The sequence below is a fragment of the Enterobacter sp. BIDMC 30 genome, assembly GCF_000534355.1.
In the GTDB taxonomy this organism is placed as follows: Bacteria; Pseudomonadota; Gammaproteobacteria; order Enterobacterales; family Enterobacteriaceae; genus Enterobacter; species Enterobacter ludwigii.
Map to the genome: position 1 here is coordinate 80,592 of NZ_KI973169.1, position 15,650 is coordinate 96,241.

The 15,650-nt window shown below is 57.0% G+C and carries 13 protein-coding genes; 7 read left to right on the forward strand and 6 right to left on the reverse strand.

Translation table 11 applies throughout. The features are described 5' to 3' along the window. Positions 1–20 precede the first annotated feature (20 nt). The 4 genes from L466_RS21805 to araD are packed head-to-tail and all read left to right on the forward strand — an operon-like array spanning position 21 to position 3,728. Positions 21–1,526, forward strand: coding sequence for an FGGY-family carbohydrate kinase (locus L466_RS21805; protein WP_032679993.1), 1,506 nt, complete (start codon positions 21–23; stop codon positions 1,524–1,526). After that, complete coding sequence (ulaD, locus tag L466_RS21800; RefSeq protein WP_032679345.1) at positions 1,523–2,176, forward strand: 3-keto-L-gulonate-6-phosphate decarboxylase UlaD; 654 nt, start codon at positions 1,523–1,525, stop codon at positions 2,174–2,176. The genes L466_RS21805 and ulaD overlap by 4 nt, the downstream gene beginning before the upstream one ends. 2 nt (positions 2,177–2,178) lie before the next feature. After that, positions 2,179–3,039 (forward strand): L-ribulose-5-phosphate 3-epimerase, encoded by an 861-nt coding sequence (locus tag L466_RS21795; protein ID WP_014168102.1) that lies wholly within the window; start codon positions 2,179–2,181, stop codon positions 3,037–3,039. After that, the gene (gene araD / locus L466_RS21790; RefSeq protein ID WP_032679994.1) at positions 3,033–3,728 is read left to right on the forward strand and encodes an L-ribulose-5-phosphate 4-epimerase; all 696 of its coding nucleotides are present in this window, start codon (positions 3,033–3,035) and stop codon (positions 3,726–3,728) included. The genes L466_RS21795 and araD overlap by 7 nt, the downstream gene beginning before the upstream one ends. Here araD and L466_RS21785 read toward each other — a convergent pair whose 3' ends face one another. Further along, positions 3,729–4,547, reverse strand: coding sequence for a helix-turn-helix domain-containing protein (locus L466_RS21785; RefSeq protein WP_032679995.1), 819 nt, complete (start codon positions 4,545–4,547; stop codon positions 3,729–3,731). Positions 4,548–4,771: 224 nt separating this feature from the next. On the opposite strand from L466_RS21785, the gene L466_RS21780 reads away from it, so the two are divergent. After that, positions 4,772–6,172: an MFS transporter gene (locus L466_RS21780; protein ID WP_020882660.1), complete on the forward strand. Its 1,401-nt coding sequence runs from the start codon at positions 4,772–4,774 to the stop codon at positions 6,170–6,172. Positions 6,173–6,182: 10 nt separating this feature from the next. Then, the gene (locus L466_RS21775; protein WP_032679996.1) at positions 6,183–8,138 is read left to right on the forward strand and encodes a glycoside hydrolase family 127 protein; all 1,956 of its coding nucleotides are present in this window, start codon (positions 6,183–6,185) and stop codon (positions 8,136–8,138) included. Positions 8,139–8,232: 94 nt separating this feature from the next. On the opposite strand, the gene L466_RS21770 is transcribed toward L466_RS21775, so the two are convergent. Next, positions 8,233–8,973, reverse strand: coding sequence for a MipA/OmpV family protein (locus tag L466_RS21770; protein ID WP_032679997.1), 741 nt, complete (start codon positions 8,971–8,973; stop codon positions 8,233–8,235). 117 nt (positions 8,974–9,090) lie between these two features. Here L466_RS21770 and L466_RS21765 point away from each other — a divergent pair, with 117 nt between their 5' ends. Beyond that, complete coding sequence (locus L466_RS21765) at positions 9,091–10,056, forward strand: LysR family transcriptional regulator (protein WP_059305611.1); 966 nt, start codon at positions 9,091–9,093, stop codon at positions 10,054–10,056. Here the strand turns inward: L466_RS21765 and L466_RS21760 are convergent. The 4 genes from L466_RS21760 to L466_RS21745 form a co-directional block, all read right to left on the reverse strand. Beyond that, positions 10,053–11,591, reverse strand: coding sequence for an acetaldehyde dehydrogenase ExaC (locus L466_RS21760; RefSeq protein ID WP_020882663.1), 1,539 nt, complete (start codon positions 11,589–11,591; stop codon positions 10,053–10,055). The two genes, L466_RS21765 and L466_RS21760, sit on opposite strands and share 4 nt — an antisense overlap. Before the next feature lie 86 nt (positions 11,592–11,677). Continuing rightward, entirely contained in the window at positions 11,678–13,525 is a 1,848-nt protein-coding gene (gene selB, locus L466_RS21755; protein ID WP_032679998.1) for a selenocysteine-specific translation elongation factor, read from the reverse strand. Continuing rightward, entirely contained in the window at positions 13,522–14,907 is a 1,386-nt protein-coding gene (gene selA / locus L466_RS21750) for an L-seryl-tRNA(Sec) selenium transferase (RefSeq protein ID WP_032679999.1), read from the reverse strand. Before selA ends, selB begins: the two co-directional genes overlap by 4 nt. Before the next feature lie 103 nt (positions 14,908–15,010). After that, a complete protein-coding gene (locus L466_RS21745) occupies positions 15,011–15,619 on the reverse strand; it encodes a glutathione S-transferase (RefSeq protein WP_032679336.1) in 609 nt (202 codons plus the stop codon). Between the last annotated feature and the right edge of the window lie 31 nt (positions 15,620–15,650).

The window sequence follows — 15,650 nt, forward strand, 5'->3', positions numbered from 1 at the left end:
GTAAGACAAGAGAGTCAACGATGAGTGAAAAAGAGCCCTTCTGGCTGGGTATCGATTGTGGCGGAACGTATCTGAAAGCCGGTCTGTACACCAGCCAGGGCCAGGAAGTCTGTATTGAGCGCCGCTCGGTTGCCACACTCAGCCCACACGCAGGCCACGCTGAGCGGGATATGCACCAACTCTGGCAGCAGTGCCACACCACCGTCGCCCTGCTGCTTAAAAATGCCGACATTGGCGGCGCACAAATCAAAGGCGTCGGGATATCGGCACAGGGTAAAGGACTGTTTTTACTGGACAAGCATGACCAGCCGCTCGGCAACGCCATCCTCTCCTCTGACCGCCGGGCGCTGGAGATTGTACAGCGCTGGCAGCAGGACGGTATTCCTGAAAAGCTTTATCCGCATACGCGCCAGACGCTATGGACGGGGCATCCCGCCTCCCTCCTGCGCTGGGTGAAAGAGAATGAACCGCACCGTTATCAGCAGATTGGCTGTGTGATGATGGCGCACGACTACCTGCGCTGGTGCCTCACCGGCGTTAAAGGGTGTGAAGAGAGCAACATCTCTGAATCCAATCTCTACAACATGAACACCGGGCAGTACGACCCGCAGCTCACACGCTGGCTCGGCATCGATGAAATTGACGGCGCACTGCCGCCGATCGTCGGTTCAGCAGAAATGTGCGGGGAAATCACCGCTCAGGCCGCCGCCCTGACCGGTCTCGCAGCGGGCACCCCCGTTGTGGGGGGGCTGTTTGATGTGGTTTCCACCGCGATCTGCGCCGGGTTACATGACGACAGCACGCTCAACGCCGTGATGGGCACCTGGGCTGTCACCAGCGGGATCGCCAACGGTATAGGCCATAACGAGCCGTATCCCTATGTGTATGGGCGCTACGTTCATCCGCAGCACTACATCGTTCACGAAGCCAGCCCCACCTCGTCCGGTAACCTCGAATGGCTAACCACACAGTGGGGCGACATGTCATTCGATGCGATCAACCAGGCCGTGGCCAGCCTGCCGAAAGCCGGAAGCGATCTGCTCTTCCTGCCGTTCCTCTATGGCAGCAACGCCGGGCTGGAGATGACCTGCGGGTTTTACGGCATGCAGGCCCTGCACACCCGCGCGCATCTGTTGCAGGCGGTCTATGAAGGTGTGGTCTTCAGCCACATGACCCATCTTAACCGCATGCTACAGCGCTTCACGCACGTGCAGGCATTGCGCGTAACCGGCGGCCCTGCCCATTCGGATGTGTGGATGCAAATGCTCGCGGACGTCAGCGGTCTGGCAATAGAACTGCCGCAGGTCGAAGAGACCGGCTGTTCCGGCGCGGCGCTGGCCGCGCTGGTGGGTACCGGCGTTTTTCCCGATTTCCGCACCGCGCAGCAGGCTGTCAGACATCACATTCGCGTCATCACACCCGACAAGCATGCCCATGCGGCCTACCAGCGCAAGTATCAGCGCTACCAGCTACTGATTTCAGCACTACAGGGCTATCACGCCCATGTTAAGGAGCACGACCTATGAGCCGACCATTACTGCAGCTGGCGCTCGACCATACCTCACTTCAGGCCGCACAGCGCGACGTCGAGCGGCTTGCGGATCACGTCGATATTATCGAAGCAGGCACCATTTTGTGTCTCACCGAAGGGCTTAATGCCGTGCGCGCACTGCGCCAGCAGTGTCCGAAAAAAACGATCGTGGCTGACTGGAAAGTGGCCGATGCCGGAGAAACGCTGGCTGAACAGGCGTTTGGCGCAGGCGCGAACTGGATGACCATCATCTGCGCCGCGCCGCTGGCAACCGTCGAGAAGGGTCACGAGGTGGCTCTGCGCTGCGGCGGGGAAATTCAGATGGAGCTGTTTGGTTACTGGACGCTGGATGATGCGCGAGAATGGCACCGTATCGGGGTCACACAGGCCATTTATCACCGTGGGCGCGACGCACAGGCCAGCGGCCAGCAGTGGGGCGAGGCGGATCTCGCCAGCATGAAAGCCCTCTCGGATATCGGCCTGCAGCTCTCGATCACCGGCGGCATTACCCCCGCCGACCTGCCGCTGTTTAAGCAAATCAATGTGAAAGCGTTTATTGCCGGACGGGCACTGACTGGCGCTGCCAACCCACCGCAGGTGGCCCATGCATTCCATTCACACATCCGCGACATCTGGGGGGAGTAACCATGCGTCAGCATCCGTTAGGTATCTACGAAAAAGCGCTGCCGAAAGCGCTCACCTGGCCAGAGCGCCTGGTGCTGGCAAAAAGCTGCGGATTTGATTTTGTCGAGATGTCGATCGATGAAACCGATGAGCGTCTGTCCCGCCTTGAGTGGAACACCGCGCAGCGCGCCTCTCTGGTTGAGGCGATGCTGGAAACCGGGGTCGCGATCCCGTCGATGTGTCTGTCTGCCCACCGCCGTTTCCCGTTTGGTAGCCGGGACGAGACCGTCCGCGAGCGCGCACGCGCCATCATGACCAAAGCCATCCGTCTGGCGCGCGATCTCGGTATTCGCACCATCCAGCTTGCCGGGTATGACGTCTATTACGAAGAACATGACGAAGGTACCCGGCAACGCTTTGCCGAAGGGCTGGCATGGGCCGTGGAGCAGGCCGCCGCCGCGCAGGTCATGCTGGCAGTGGAGATCATGGATACCGCGTTTATGAACTCCATCAGCAAATGGAAAAAGTGGGACGAAATGCTCGCTTCGCCATGGTTCAGCGTTTATCCGGACGTCGGCAACCTGAGCGCGTGGGGTAACGATGTGGCCGCCGAGCTGACGCTGGGCATCGATCGCATCGCCGCCATCCACCTGAAAGATACCCAGCCCGTGACTGAACAAAGCCCCGGACAGTTTCGTGACGTACCGTTCGGTGAAGGATGCGTCGATTTCGTGGGCATATTTAACACGCTGAATCAGCTCAATTATCGCGGCGCATTTCTGATTGAAATGTGGACTGAAAAAGCCAAAGAGCCGGTACTGGAAATCATCCAGGCACGCCGCTGGATTGAAGCCCGGATGCAGGAAGGAGGGATGACATGTTAGAACAACTCAAAGCCGAGGTCCTGGCGGCAAACCTGGCGCTGCCCGCCCACCAGCTGGTGACTTTCACCTGGGGCAACGTCAGTGCGGTGGATCGTGAACGCGGCCTGATGGTGATTAAACCCTCCGGCGTGGAGTATGACGTGATGTCCGCAGAGGATATGGTGGTGGTGGACATTGCCACGGGCCAGGTGGTCGAGGGGGTTAAAAAACCCTCTTCCGACACACCAACCCACCTGGCGCTGTATCGCCGTTACCCTGAAATTGGCGGCATTGTGCATACCCATTCCCGCCACGCCACTGTCTGGGCGCAGGCAGGGCAGGATTTACCGGCATGGGGTACCACGCACGCTGACTATTTTTATGGTGCGATCCCCTGCACGCGGTTGATGACCCCGGCTGAAATTGCGGGTGAATACGAATACCAGACCGGTGAAGTGATCATCAGAACTTTTGAGGAGCGCAACGTAAACCCGATGCAGATCCCGGCGGTGCTGGTGCATTCTCACGGCCCGTTCACCTGGGGAAAAAATGCGGCCGATGCGGTACATAACGCTGTGGTGCTGGAAGAGTGCGCCTTTATGGGGCTGTTTTCACGCCAGCTTGCGCCACAGCTACCGACGATGCAGCAGGAACTGCTCGATAAACATTACCTGCGCAAGCATGGAGCAAATGCCTACTACGGGCAGTGATCACCCGGAATTAATATGCTCCTTACAGTACCGCCGTTTCCAGACGGCGGGCGTTAAGCCGGTATGCTTTGAAAATATCTGCCGGAAATACCCGACATCATTAAAACCGCAGCGGGTTGCCACTTCGGTCAGGGACGCGGAGTCGTTCAGCAACAGCTTTTCTGCCGCCCTGACGCGCTGGCGATGGATCGCTTCCGTCAGGGTTAAGTGAAAGGTCCGGCGAAATACGCGTCCCAGATAATTGGCATTGCAGTGCAAGGCTTTTGCCAGTTGCGATGTGGAAAGCGGCAGATGAAACTGCGTGCGAATAAGCTGTTTTGCCTTCCATGCCATGGCCGCGCCGGCTTCATCGGCTCTGTCTTCATAACCTGAGGAGATCGACACTTGCTGTAAAATCAGCAGCAAAATCATTTCCAGCGCCACGCTTCGCTGTAATTTTTCCTGCTCACTCAGGAATTGCCGGAATAGCGCAATCACATATTGAGCATCGCGCACGCAGCAATGTTGTTCAATGGCCACCGGAAAAGCATGTGGCAAAGGCGACGATTGTGCTTCGACCTCAAAATGCAGCCAGTAGAACCGCAGGTCCGCCGGGAAATCTTCTGTCCCCACGTGTCGACGCGCCGGCCAGAGCAGTAAGCTCTCTCCCGCTTTCACCTCAAAGAGCGTGTTTTCTTCCTGGATCGTTAATGTCCCTTTTTCAACGAAGATAATCTCCCACGAGGTTAATTTGCGCGCCGGATGCCGGCCCACGCCCCGGGAAATAAAGAGCCCACCATTTTGCACTTTAATCGGAAGCGCTATGGATAATTCAAGCATGGATATTCACCATTCCGCTCTGATTGCCATTAATATTCATCTTATGCTTTGATTATTAATGAATATCTTCCTGCCTTCCCGATCGAAATCACAAATTTATCATCAGGTCGGAATCGTCACCTTTTTATACTTTTCCCTTCCCTTGTTGGCCTGAGCGTTCGGTGCAGAATGAATGGGGTACCTTGCATAAATACGATAAAAATCGATTACCGAGGAGTTACCTCATGACTTCCACACCGATTACAGAATCACAGGTCGTACAAGGGGCAATGGATGACCGCCTGTCAGTCCGCGAAAAAATTGGCTACGGCCTGGGTGACGCGGGTGGCACGGTCATTACCTGCCTGATCATGAATTTTCTTACCTTCTTCTACACCGACGTTTTTGGTCTGACGCCTGCGCTCGTTGGCACGCTGTTTATTGCCCTGCGCGTGTTTGATGCCATTTCCGATCCGGTGATGGGGGTGATTGCCGACCGAACACAAAGCCGTTGGGGGCGTTTTCGCCCGTGGCAGCTGTGGGTGGCGCTTCCTGTCGGGGTTATCGGTGTACTGACCTTCACCGTGCCTGACGCCAGCATGGGGGTGAAAATCGCCTGGGCGTTTGGTACCTATCTGCTGTTGTCAGTGGGCTATACCGCCATCAACGTGCCCTACTGCGCGCTGATCAACACCATGACCACCCGCCACAGCGAGGTCATCTCCTGTCAGTCATGGCGCTTTGTGCTGTGCGGTGTGGCGGGCTTTTTGGTCTCTGTTGGCCTGCCGTGGCTGGTCGCAGCGCTGGGCGAGGGCAACGCCGCGCGAGGCTATCAGCTCGGCGTTGGGGTGTTGTGCGCCATCGCCGTGGTGATGTTCCTCTGCTGCTTCTTCTGGGTGCGTGAGCGCGTCCCGCTGGCGCTGATGGGCAAATTCACCTTACGCGAGCATCTGGCCGGCCTGCGCAACAACGATCAGCTCCTGCTGATGCTGGTGATGTCATTCCTGCTGATCAACGTCTTCAACATTCGTGGCGGCGGCTACATGTACTTCATCACCTACGTGCTCCAGGGCAGTACCGCTTATACCTCGCTGTTCTTCACGATGGTGACCTTTGCCGCCATTCTCGGCGCGGTGATCGTGAATCCCCTTTCTCGCCGGATTGATACCGTCAAACTCTATTACTACACCAACCTCGTGCTGGCCGCGCTCGCGGCGGGAATGTGGTTTCTGCCAGGCGGTCCGGCTCATCAGATGCTCTGGCTGATCGTTATTCTGAGTAACGGTGTCATTCTCGGTTTTACCCTGCCCCTGCACTTCTCGCTGATGGCATTTGCAGATGACTATGGTGAGTGGAAAAACGGGGTACGTTCATCTGGCATGAACTTCGCTTTCAATCTGTTTTTCATCAAGCTCGCCTGGGCGTCCAGCGCCGGGATCATCAGCCTGGTGTTTATCGCCGTCGCCTACCAGCCGGGCGCGGGCAACCAGACGCCAGCCTCGTTACAGGGAATTACTGCGATGGAGACACTGCTCCCCGCCCTTTTCCACCTGCTGCTGGCGGTCTCAATCCGCTGGTGCAGACTCAACAATCCCATGATGTCGCGCATTGCCACCGATCTGCGCCAGCGTCACGTATCGTCCTGAGGAGAATGACATGTCCATAATGGAAGCCGACCTGCACACACTGAACATCAACGACCCGTTTCTCGGCCAGTATCAGCGGCTGGTGCGTGATGTGGTGATCCCCTACCAGTGGGATGCGCTAAACGATCGCGTTACCGAAGCCGAACCGAGTCACGCCATCACCAACTTCCGCATTGCGGCTGGGCTGGAACAGGGGGAGTTCTATGGAATGGTGTTTCAGGACAGCGACGTGGCGAAATGGCTGGAAGCCGTCGCGTGGTCGTTGTGCCAGAAGCCCGACCCGGAACGTGAAAAAACCGCCGATGAGGTGATTGAGCTGATTGCGGCGGCGCAGTGTGACGATGGCTATCTCAACACCTACTTCACGGTGAAAGCACCCGGTGAGCGCTGGACGAACCTTGCCGAATGCCACGAACTGTACTGTGCCGGACATATGATTGAAGCCGGCGTGGCCTATTTTCAGGGGACCGGAAAACGCCGTCTGCTGGAGGTGGTATGCAAACTGGCGGACCATATCGACCGGGTCTTTGGCCCCGGCGAGGAGCAGCTTCACGGTTATCCGGGCCATCCGGAAATTGAGCTGGCGCTTATGCGGCTTTACGACGTCACTCAGGAACCACATTACCTGGCCCTTGTGAAATATTTTATCGACACGCGCGGCACGCAGCCTCATTTCTACGATATCGAATATGAGAAACGGGGCCGGACATCGTACTGGAACACGTACGGCCCGGCGTGGATGGTCAAGGACAAAGCCTATAGCCAGGCGCATCAACCGCTTGCCGAACAACACACCGCCATCGGACACGCGGTTCGATTTGTCTATCTGATGGCGGGCATGGCGCATCTTGCTCGCCTGAGTCATGACGAGGGTAAACGCCAGGACTGCCTGCGGCTGTGGAATAACATGGCCCAGCGACAGCTCTATATTACCGGCGGGATCGGCTCGCAAAGCAGTGGCGAAGCCTTCAGCAGCGATTACGATTTGCCTAACGATACGGTATATGCCGAAAGCTGCGCCTCCATTGGCCTGATGATGTTTGCCCGCCGGATGCTGGAGATGGAAGCGGACAGCCAGTACGCCGACGTGATGGAGCGTGCCTTATACAACACGGTACTGGGCGGCATGGCGCTGGACGGTAAACATTTCTTCTATGTGAACCCGCTGGAGGTACACCCTAAAACGCTGGCATTTAATCATGTCTACGACCACGTTAAGCCGGTTCGCCAGCGCTGGTTCGGCTGCGCCTGTTGCCCGCCCAATATTGCCCGCGTGCTCACTTCGCTGGGCCACTATCTCTATACCGTTCGTCAGGACGCGCTCTTTATCAACCTCTATGTGGGGAACGACGTCGCCATACCGGTAGATGAGGGCACCTTACAGCTACGGATTAGCGGTAATTATCCATGGCAGGAAGAGGTCAACATCGAGATCACCTCACCTGTCCCGGTGACCCACACGCTGGCACTACGTTTACCGGACTGGTGCGCAAGCCCGGCCGTGACACTGAACGGCGAAAGGGTCACGGGTGATGTCTCCCGGGGGTATCTGTACCTCACCCGCCGCTGGCAGGAGGGAGATACCCTTACGCTGACCTTACCCATGCCGGTCCGCCGCGTGTACGGTAACCCGCTGGTACGCCAGCAGGCCGGCAAAGTCGCGCTGCAGCGTGGCCCGCTGGTCTACTGCCTGGAAGAGGCCGACAATGGCGCGAACCTGCATAACCTCTCCCTGCCTGAGCAGAGCGAATTCCGGGTCTTTGAAGGAAAAGGGATCTTTGCGCACAAGATACTGATTCAGGCGGAGGGCATCGCGCGTCACGCTGATGAGGAAGGCACGCAGACACTGTGGCAGTACGATCGCGCCCCGGTGCAGCGCCAGCCCCGGACGTTGACCTTTATTCCGTGGTTCAGCTGGGCAAACCGGGGAGAAGGCGAAATGCGGATTTGGGTGGATGAGGCCTGAAGGCATCTGTCCTGTCAGCCTCACCCCAATCCTCTCCCACAGGCGCGGGAGATAAAAACCGAGGCCGGGTAGGCAATCGCCACCCGGCTTTAGATCAGAAACGCCAGGACATGCCGGTCATCAGCGCGAAACTGTCTTCGCGGTCGATCATCGGACTGTTTTTCACGTCGTCAGGTAACACGGTATAGACCGCGCTGGCGTTGATAAACAAATTCTGGGTTAACTGATATTTAGCCGCGAGACCCACATACGGCGTCCAGCTATCACCTGCGGTGTATTCATTGAGGCCTGAGCGGCGAGACTCATTGCCGGATACGCCGTAATAGTAATCGTTATAGCTTTCGTCGCTGTAGAAAATACCTACCGATGGCGTCAGCGTCAGACGTTCCATCCGAATCGGACGGAAGTATGAGATTTCACCGATCACGCCGCCGCTCTCATCCATCGCATCACCCGAGACCGCCACTTTCAGCGAGCCCCAGTGTTCATGGCGGTAGTACGCCCCGCCGAGAAACGCTGATGCTTTACGCTCATCGAGGTGTTTCATCTGAGCGTCGTCGTTATCTTCAGGATCAAATCGCAGTGGCATCCACGATGCGGTCATACTGAATTCATTTTTTTCGTCTTTCCACAGGATCCATCCGCCGGTGGTCTGGCGAATATAAAACCGGTCGCCTTCATAGCTAATTAACGGTACCGCCGTGGTATTTTCGTTATATCCTTTATAAGGCGACTCATTAAATACAGCCCCCGCCCCAAGTGAAAAGTCACCAGCCATTGCAGATGATGTTGCAAATAACGTGGCTGCGATGAGTAAATTGTATTTAATAGTCATTACATGTAATCCATTTAGACGCCAAACAAGCGAGGCGAATAATAATGGTTACAAATTTGCCAATGCAACGCTGCAGTTTATATAATATTATATATAAAAACATATAGATGGGTGCGCATGATGAATAAGTTCCAGCTAAAACCACGCGAGTTAAAAATTATTTCCGTCATCGCAGCCACCCACAGTATTGGCGATGCCGCGGCCCTGCTGGGCATGGCACAGGCTAACGTCAGTAAATACCTTTCTGATTTTGAAACGCGTGTCGGTCTTAAGGTATTTGAGCGCACGACCCGTCAACTGGCGCTAACCCAGTTTGGCGAAGCGTTACTCCCCTACATTGACGCCACGCTGGATAAAAATAGCCAGCTCATTAATTTCATTGCTGATTATAAGCATGAGAAGCGCGGAAAAGTGACCATTTACGCCCCAACGGGTATCGTGATGTATCTGGCGCGACACGTGATCCATCAGATTGAGGACATCGGTGATATCCGTATCTCGTTAAAAACGTACAACCTGGATCGTAATGAATATTCCGAAGGGGTCTCGTTCCCCGATGATTGCGATATTCTCATTACCTATGCTCAGCCGAAAGATGAAAGTCTGGTCGCCAGTGTGTTAACGAAATATTCCGTCACGGCATTTGCCACTGAAGAATATTTGAAAAACCACCCCTTAACCGGACCTGAAGATTTAATGAATCACTCCTGTATTTTAATAGACTCGATGCTGGTGGATGAGGCGAACATCTGGCGTTTTCGCGTCCACGGCAGTGAGACCGTATATGATTACAGAGTGACCGGAAATTATATTTGCGACAATACGCAGACGGCGCTGGAACTGGCACGAAATAATCTCGGTATTGTTTTTGCGCCGAAAGAAAGCCTGAAAAAAGAGCTTAAGAGTGGTTCTCTGGTTCCCTGCTTCCCCCATCAGGAAGAGTGGTGGCTCGACCTGACGGCGATATTCCGCAAACGTGAATACCAGCCCTGGCGCGTGCAGTACATTCTGGACGGCGTACTGAACTGCCTGCGTCAGCAAATTGCTCAGGCTGCCCAGGGGCAACCTGAGCTGGAGGGTTAGAACAGCCCCAGTGGTTTATCGGAATAACTCACCAGCAGGCATTTCGTCTGCTGGTAATGCTCCAGCATCATCTTGTGGGTTTCACGCCCGATGCCCGACTGCTTATAGCCCCCAAAAGCCGCGTGCGCCGGATAAGCGTGGTAGCAGTTGGTCCACACGCGCCCGGCCTGAATGCCCCGCCCCATTTTATAAGCCAGATTACCGTTGCGGCTCCAGACGCCAGCCCCGAGGCCATACGGCGTATCGTTAGCAATCTCCAGCGCCTCTTCCATCGTTTTGAAGGTGGTGACGGCCAGCACCGGTCCGAAAATTTCCTCCTGGAAAACGCGCATGTTGTTTTTGCCGAACAGGATCGTCGGCTCCAGGTAATACCCGTCCTGCAGATCGCCGCCCAGCATTTTACGCCGACCGCCGGTCAGGACATCCGCCCCTTCTTTCTTGCCGATATCAATGTAGTTGAGGATAGTGTCCATCTGCCCGTGCGAGACCTGCGCGCCCATCTGGGTCACGTTATCAAGCGGGTTACCGCTGCGGATAGACTCGACGCGGCGAATGGCTCGCTCCATAAAGCGCTCATAGATAGACTCCTGCACCAGCGCGCGGCTTGGGCAGGTACAGACTTCACCCTGGTTAAAAGCAAACAGCGCAAAGCCTTCCAGGGCTTTATCGAAGAAGGCATCCTCTTCCTCCATGACGTCGGCGAAGAAAATGTTCGGCGATTTACCGCCCAGCTCCAGGGTCACTGGAATGATGTTCTGGGTCGCGTACTGCATGATCTGCTGACCCACTTCCGTCGACCCGGTAAACGCGACTTTGGCGATCCGTTTTGATGTCGCCAGATATTCCCCTATCTCACCCCCCGCCCCGTTCACCACGTTAATCACGCCTGGCGGGAGAAGGTCGCCAATGACTTCCATCAGCAGCAGGACTGACAGCGGGGTCAGGCGGGCCGGTTTGAGCACAATGCAGTTACCCGCCGCCAGGGCGGGCGCCATTTTCCAGCTCGCCATCAGCAACGGGAAGTTCCACGGAATGATCTGCCCCACCACCCCCAGCGGTTCGTGGAAGTGGTACGCCACGGTGTCGCTGTCTACCTCGCTAATTCCGCCCTCCTGAGCGCGAATACAGGAGGCAAAATAGCGGAAGTGGTCAATGGCCAGCGGCACGTCTGCCGCCATCGTTTCACGGATTGGCTTGCCGTTATCCCAGGTTTCCGCCGTTGCCAGCAGCTCCAGATTCTGTTCCATCCGGTCAGCGATTTTGAACAATATCGCCGCTCTGTCCTGAACAGAGGTATGCCCCCATTTGTCTTTGGCTTTGTGCGCGGCGTCCAGCGCCAGATCGATATCCCCCTTGCCGGAGCTGGCTATCTCACACAGCGGCTGGCCGGTAACGGGCGTCAGATTGGAATAGTATTCGCCGCCGACGGGTGCAACCCAGTCGCCGCCGATAAAGTTTTCATAACGGGGCTTCAGCTTGAGGGGAAAACCATACTCGCCAGGCTGGATACGCGATGAGGGAGGATTGTTTGTCATGACCGTCTCCTTGCTGTTGGTGTACAACAAGGGTAGTTCCGGCTGGCGATTTTCTCGCCAGCCGGTAACGGTGTTTACGACGGGGGTCACGGAGTTTCAGGAAATAATAACGAATCCCGCAATAAATGATCGTTGCCACGACGACGGGTAAAGCCGATGCGGTTGAAATATTCCAGGATCTGAATCGCCAGCTTGCGCCCGACGTTCAGCCGATCGCGGAAATCTGCTGCACAAGTCGTGCCTCGCGCCTGATCCAGCTCGCGGATCAGGTTTGCAAACGCCACAATGCGATCGTTACGGTAATAACGATCTTTCACGATCGCGACGATTAACCCCTGCTGCGCCGCATGGCGCAACACCTGGCGCATCACCTGTTCGTCGGTATTCGTTTCACGTGCGAGATCGCGAACCCACCACGGCTCGTCGCCAAACAGCGGTGCCACTTTCTGCCATATCGCCTCTTGCCCGGCGTTAAACCCGGCTTTGTGATCCGGCAGATGCAGCCAGCCATGGTGGCTTTTTATCAGCCCACTTTCGCGCATGTTTTCAATCAGCAGCAGCACCAGCGCATCGTTTTCCATCGGCAACGCCATGCGTCGCAGGCGTTCACGTCCCGGGCCGGGTTCATCCTGATGCTGTTCATGGTAAGTGGCGAGCGTGGTCAGTACCTTGCGCTGCCAGCATGCTGCGACCGGGGCATTCAGTAAATTGTTACCCGCCTGAATAAAGCCGGGCTCCTGGGTCAGCAGGCGTAATCCTTCCGCGCTGAGCTGACGAGCCCATGCGAAATCGCTCAGATTGACGGCACCGCGCTCAAGATGAACAAGCAACGCGGCTTTATCATCCGCGGCCTGCGCCAGCGCTCCCAGCCATTGCAGATACTCCGGCTTGCGCTTGCCGCGACGCGGCGGGTTGAGCGTGACCACCCGCGCCCCGGCCAGCGTCTCCCGGGCCGAAATGTCACGCAGTACCAGACGGTCATTATCCGCGAGCCACAGTGGCGAATCGAAAACCAGTTCGGCAAGGTCGTTTTCCAGCAGTGACACGCGCCCGGTGATATGGCTGGCCGCGTGGTGGATATGCAGCGGCTGCCATTGGGTCAGCGGCACATGCGTCTGCAGGGCGACGATCGCCCGCTCAGAAGGCTCTGGCGGTACACCGGCCAGCAGCCAGTCGCCACGGTTAAGCTTCTCTTTTTCCGCATCGCCCGCAATATTGAGCGCGATCCGCTGCCCGGCATGGGCATGCTCTACGGGCTGGTTCTGCGCATGCAAACTGCGCACACGCATCGGGGCGTTGGCACCCGTGAGCCATAAGGTATCGCCCACGTTCACTTCACCGCTCAGCGCGGTACCGGTGACCACCAGCCCCGCGCCTTTAACGGTAAAGGCCCGGTCGATCGCCAGACGGAAACGATGATGGCTGGCATGCTCGCGTGAAGTAAGCTGCTGCAAATGGTGGCGAAGTTCGTCAATACCGCGCCCTTCTGTCGCCACGGTGACGAACAATGGCGCATCGGCAAATCCATACTCCCGCAAGGTCGCCTGCACGGTTTCACGCACCGCGTTGAGTCGTGCCTCATCGACGCGGTCAGCTTTGGTCAGCGCAACGGTCAGCTGCGGGTTGCCCGTCAGCTGTAAAATTGCCAGATGTTCACGCGTTTGCGCCATCACGCCGTCATCACAGGCCACCACCAGCAGAGCATGATCGATGCCACCGACGCCCGCCAGCATGTTAGAAAGAAACTTCTCGTGTCCCGGTACATCAATAAAACCCAGCACCCGGCCATCAGGCTGAGGCCAGTAGGCATAGCCCAGATCGATGGTCATGCCGCGTTTTTTCTCTTCCGGCAGACGATCGGCATTCACCCCGGTCAGGGCCTGTAATAAGGTGGTTTTTCCGTGGTCGACGTGACCGGCGGTGGCAATAATCATTTCAACAGCATCTCCAGAAATCGCGCTTCATCTTCAAGACAGCGTAGATCCAGCCACATTCGGCCATCGTAAATGCGCCCGATAACCGGTGCTGGCAAGGCACGCCAGCGCGCCGACAAAGCGTCAAGCTGGCTGCCGCGCCCGTCACGGGGTGTAAACGTGAGCGCCGCGCTGGGCAGCCTGTCCACCGGCAGTGAACCGCTGCCGATCTGCGACTGACAAGCTTCAAGGCGCACGTCAAAATCGGGGTAGTGCGGCGCAACGTGTGGCAAGAGCAGCTCACCCTGGGCGCGAATTGAGGCGGCATCACGGGCCAGCAGGCGCAGCGTAGGCAGACGTTCAGCCAGTTTTTCCGGGTGGAGATAAAGGCGCAGCGTCGCTTCCAGCGCAGCAAGCGTCATTTTATCGGCTCGCAGTGCACGCTTGAGCGGGTGCTGCTGCAGCTTCGCAATAAGCGCACGTTTACCCACGATAATCCCCGCCTGCGGGCCGCCAAGCAGTTTGTCGCCGGAGAAACTCACGAGACTGACGCCCGCCGCAATCATCTCCTGCGGCATGGGCTCTTTTGGCAGACCGTACTGGCTCAGATCGACCAGCGAACCGCTACCGAGGTCGGCCACCACCGGCACACCCAGCTCACGGCCCAGCTCCGCCAGCTCCGCCTCTTCAACGGTTTTGGTGAATCCGGCTATCTGATAATTACTGGTGTGGACCTTCATCAGCAGCCCGGTATTTTCATTCACTGCCGCGCGATAATCTTTTGCATGCGTGCGGTTGGTGGTGCCCACTTCATGCAGGGTACAGCCCGCCTGGCGCATAACATCCGGAATGCGAAACGCACCGCCAATCTCGACCAGCTCGCCACGGGAAACCACCACCTCTTTACCGCTGGCGGTCGCTGCCAGCATTAACAGTACCGCCGCCGCGTTGTTATTCACGATGCAGGCATCTTCTGCGCCGGTCAGCTCGCAGAGCAGGTCCGCCAGCGCCCGATCGCGATGTCCGCGCCCTGCGCCGTCCAGATCGTACTCAAGCGTCACGGGGGAACGCATGGCCTGCACGACCGCAGCGACGGCCTCTTCTGCCTGTTGAGCGCGACCAAGGTTGGTGTGCAGCACGGTTCCCGTCAGGTTGATGACCGGGCGTAACGCGCTTTGTGCTTTCTCCTCGAGCCTCAGCTCCACTTCCTGCCCCCACGCCGCACACCAGTCCGGCAATGCATTTTCTGTCTGAATATGGCTGCGGGCTTCGTCCTGAAGCAGACGTAATATTTCAACCGTCGCGGTATGGCCGAACCGCGCAACGGCAGCATGCACGCGCGGCTCGCGAAGAAGACGGTCGGTTGCAGGGATCTGGCTGTACAGGGAGTGATGAGTTGTCATGAAAGCGCCTGGCGAGTAAATATCATCCCCCCTCCCGACGGGAGAGGGAGTCAACATAAGAAGGGATTGTACCGCCTCCTGCTGCGAAGTGTTATAACCCGCATCAAGCCTTTGGCGGTTCGGTACGGGCAAAGCTCTCGCGCTGAAAGAGCGTTTCTGCAAGCTTCACCAGCAATGGACGGTCGACGCACCAGCCGGGGGAAACGCGGCGGAAATTGAGATAACCGATGGCGCAGGCAATGGCTATCGTTGCCAGGTTCAGGCTATCGGGTTGAATTTTTCCCTCCCGGATAAGCTGTTCGCACCAGTCCAGGCTGCGGCTGATTTTTTCACGCTGGCGTAACAGTTCCGTTTCAGACTGCTGGGCGGCGGGTCTTGCCTGCTCGCGTACGGACGTTAACGCCGCATCCATAATACCGTCGGCCAGCGCTTCAATTTGCTTCATTGCCAGCGCCGCGTTTGGATCGGCCGGTAACATCGCCGGGGCCACGCCGAGCAGCTCGATGTACTCCGCAATAATGGGGGAATCAAACCAGTACTGGCCTTCGTCTGTTACCAGCGCCGGCACTTTTCCCAGCGGGTTGTACTGCGCCACACCGTTTTCAGCGTGATAAGGCTGTTCATTGACGAACTCGAATTCAATCCCTTTCTCCAGCAGGAGAATCGAGATTTTTCGCACGAAGGGACTGGTGTAGCTGCCGATAAGTTTCATTGCCTGATCCTTGATGCCGAAAAAAGTCAGT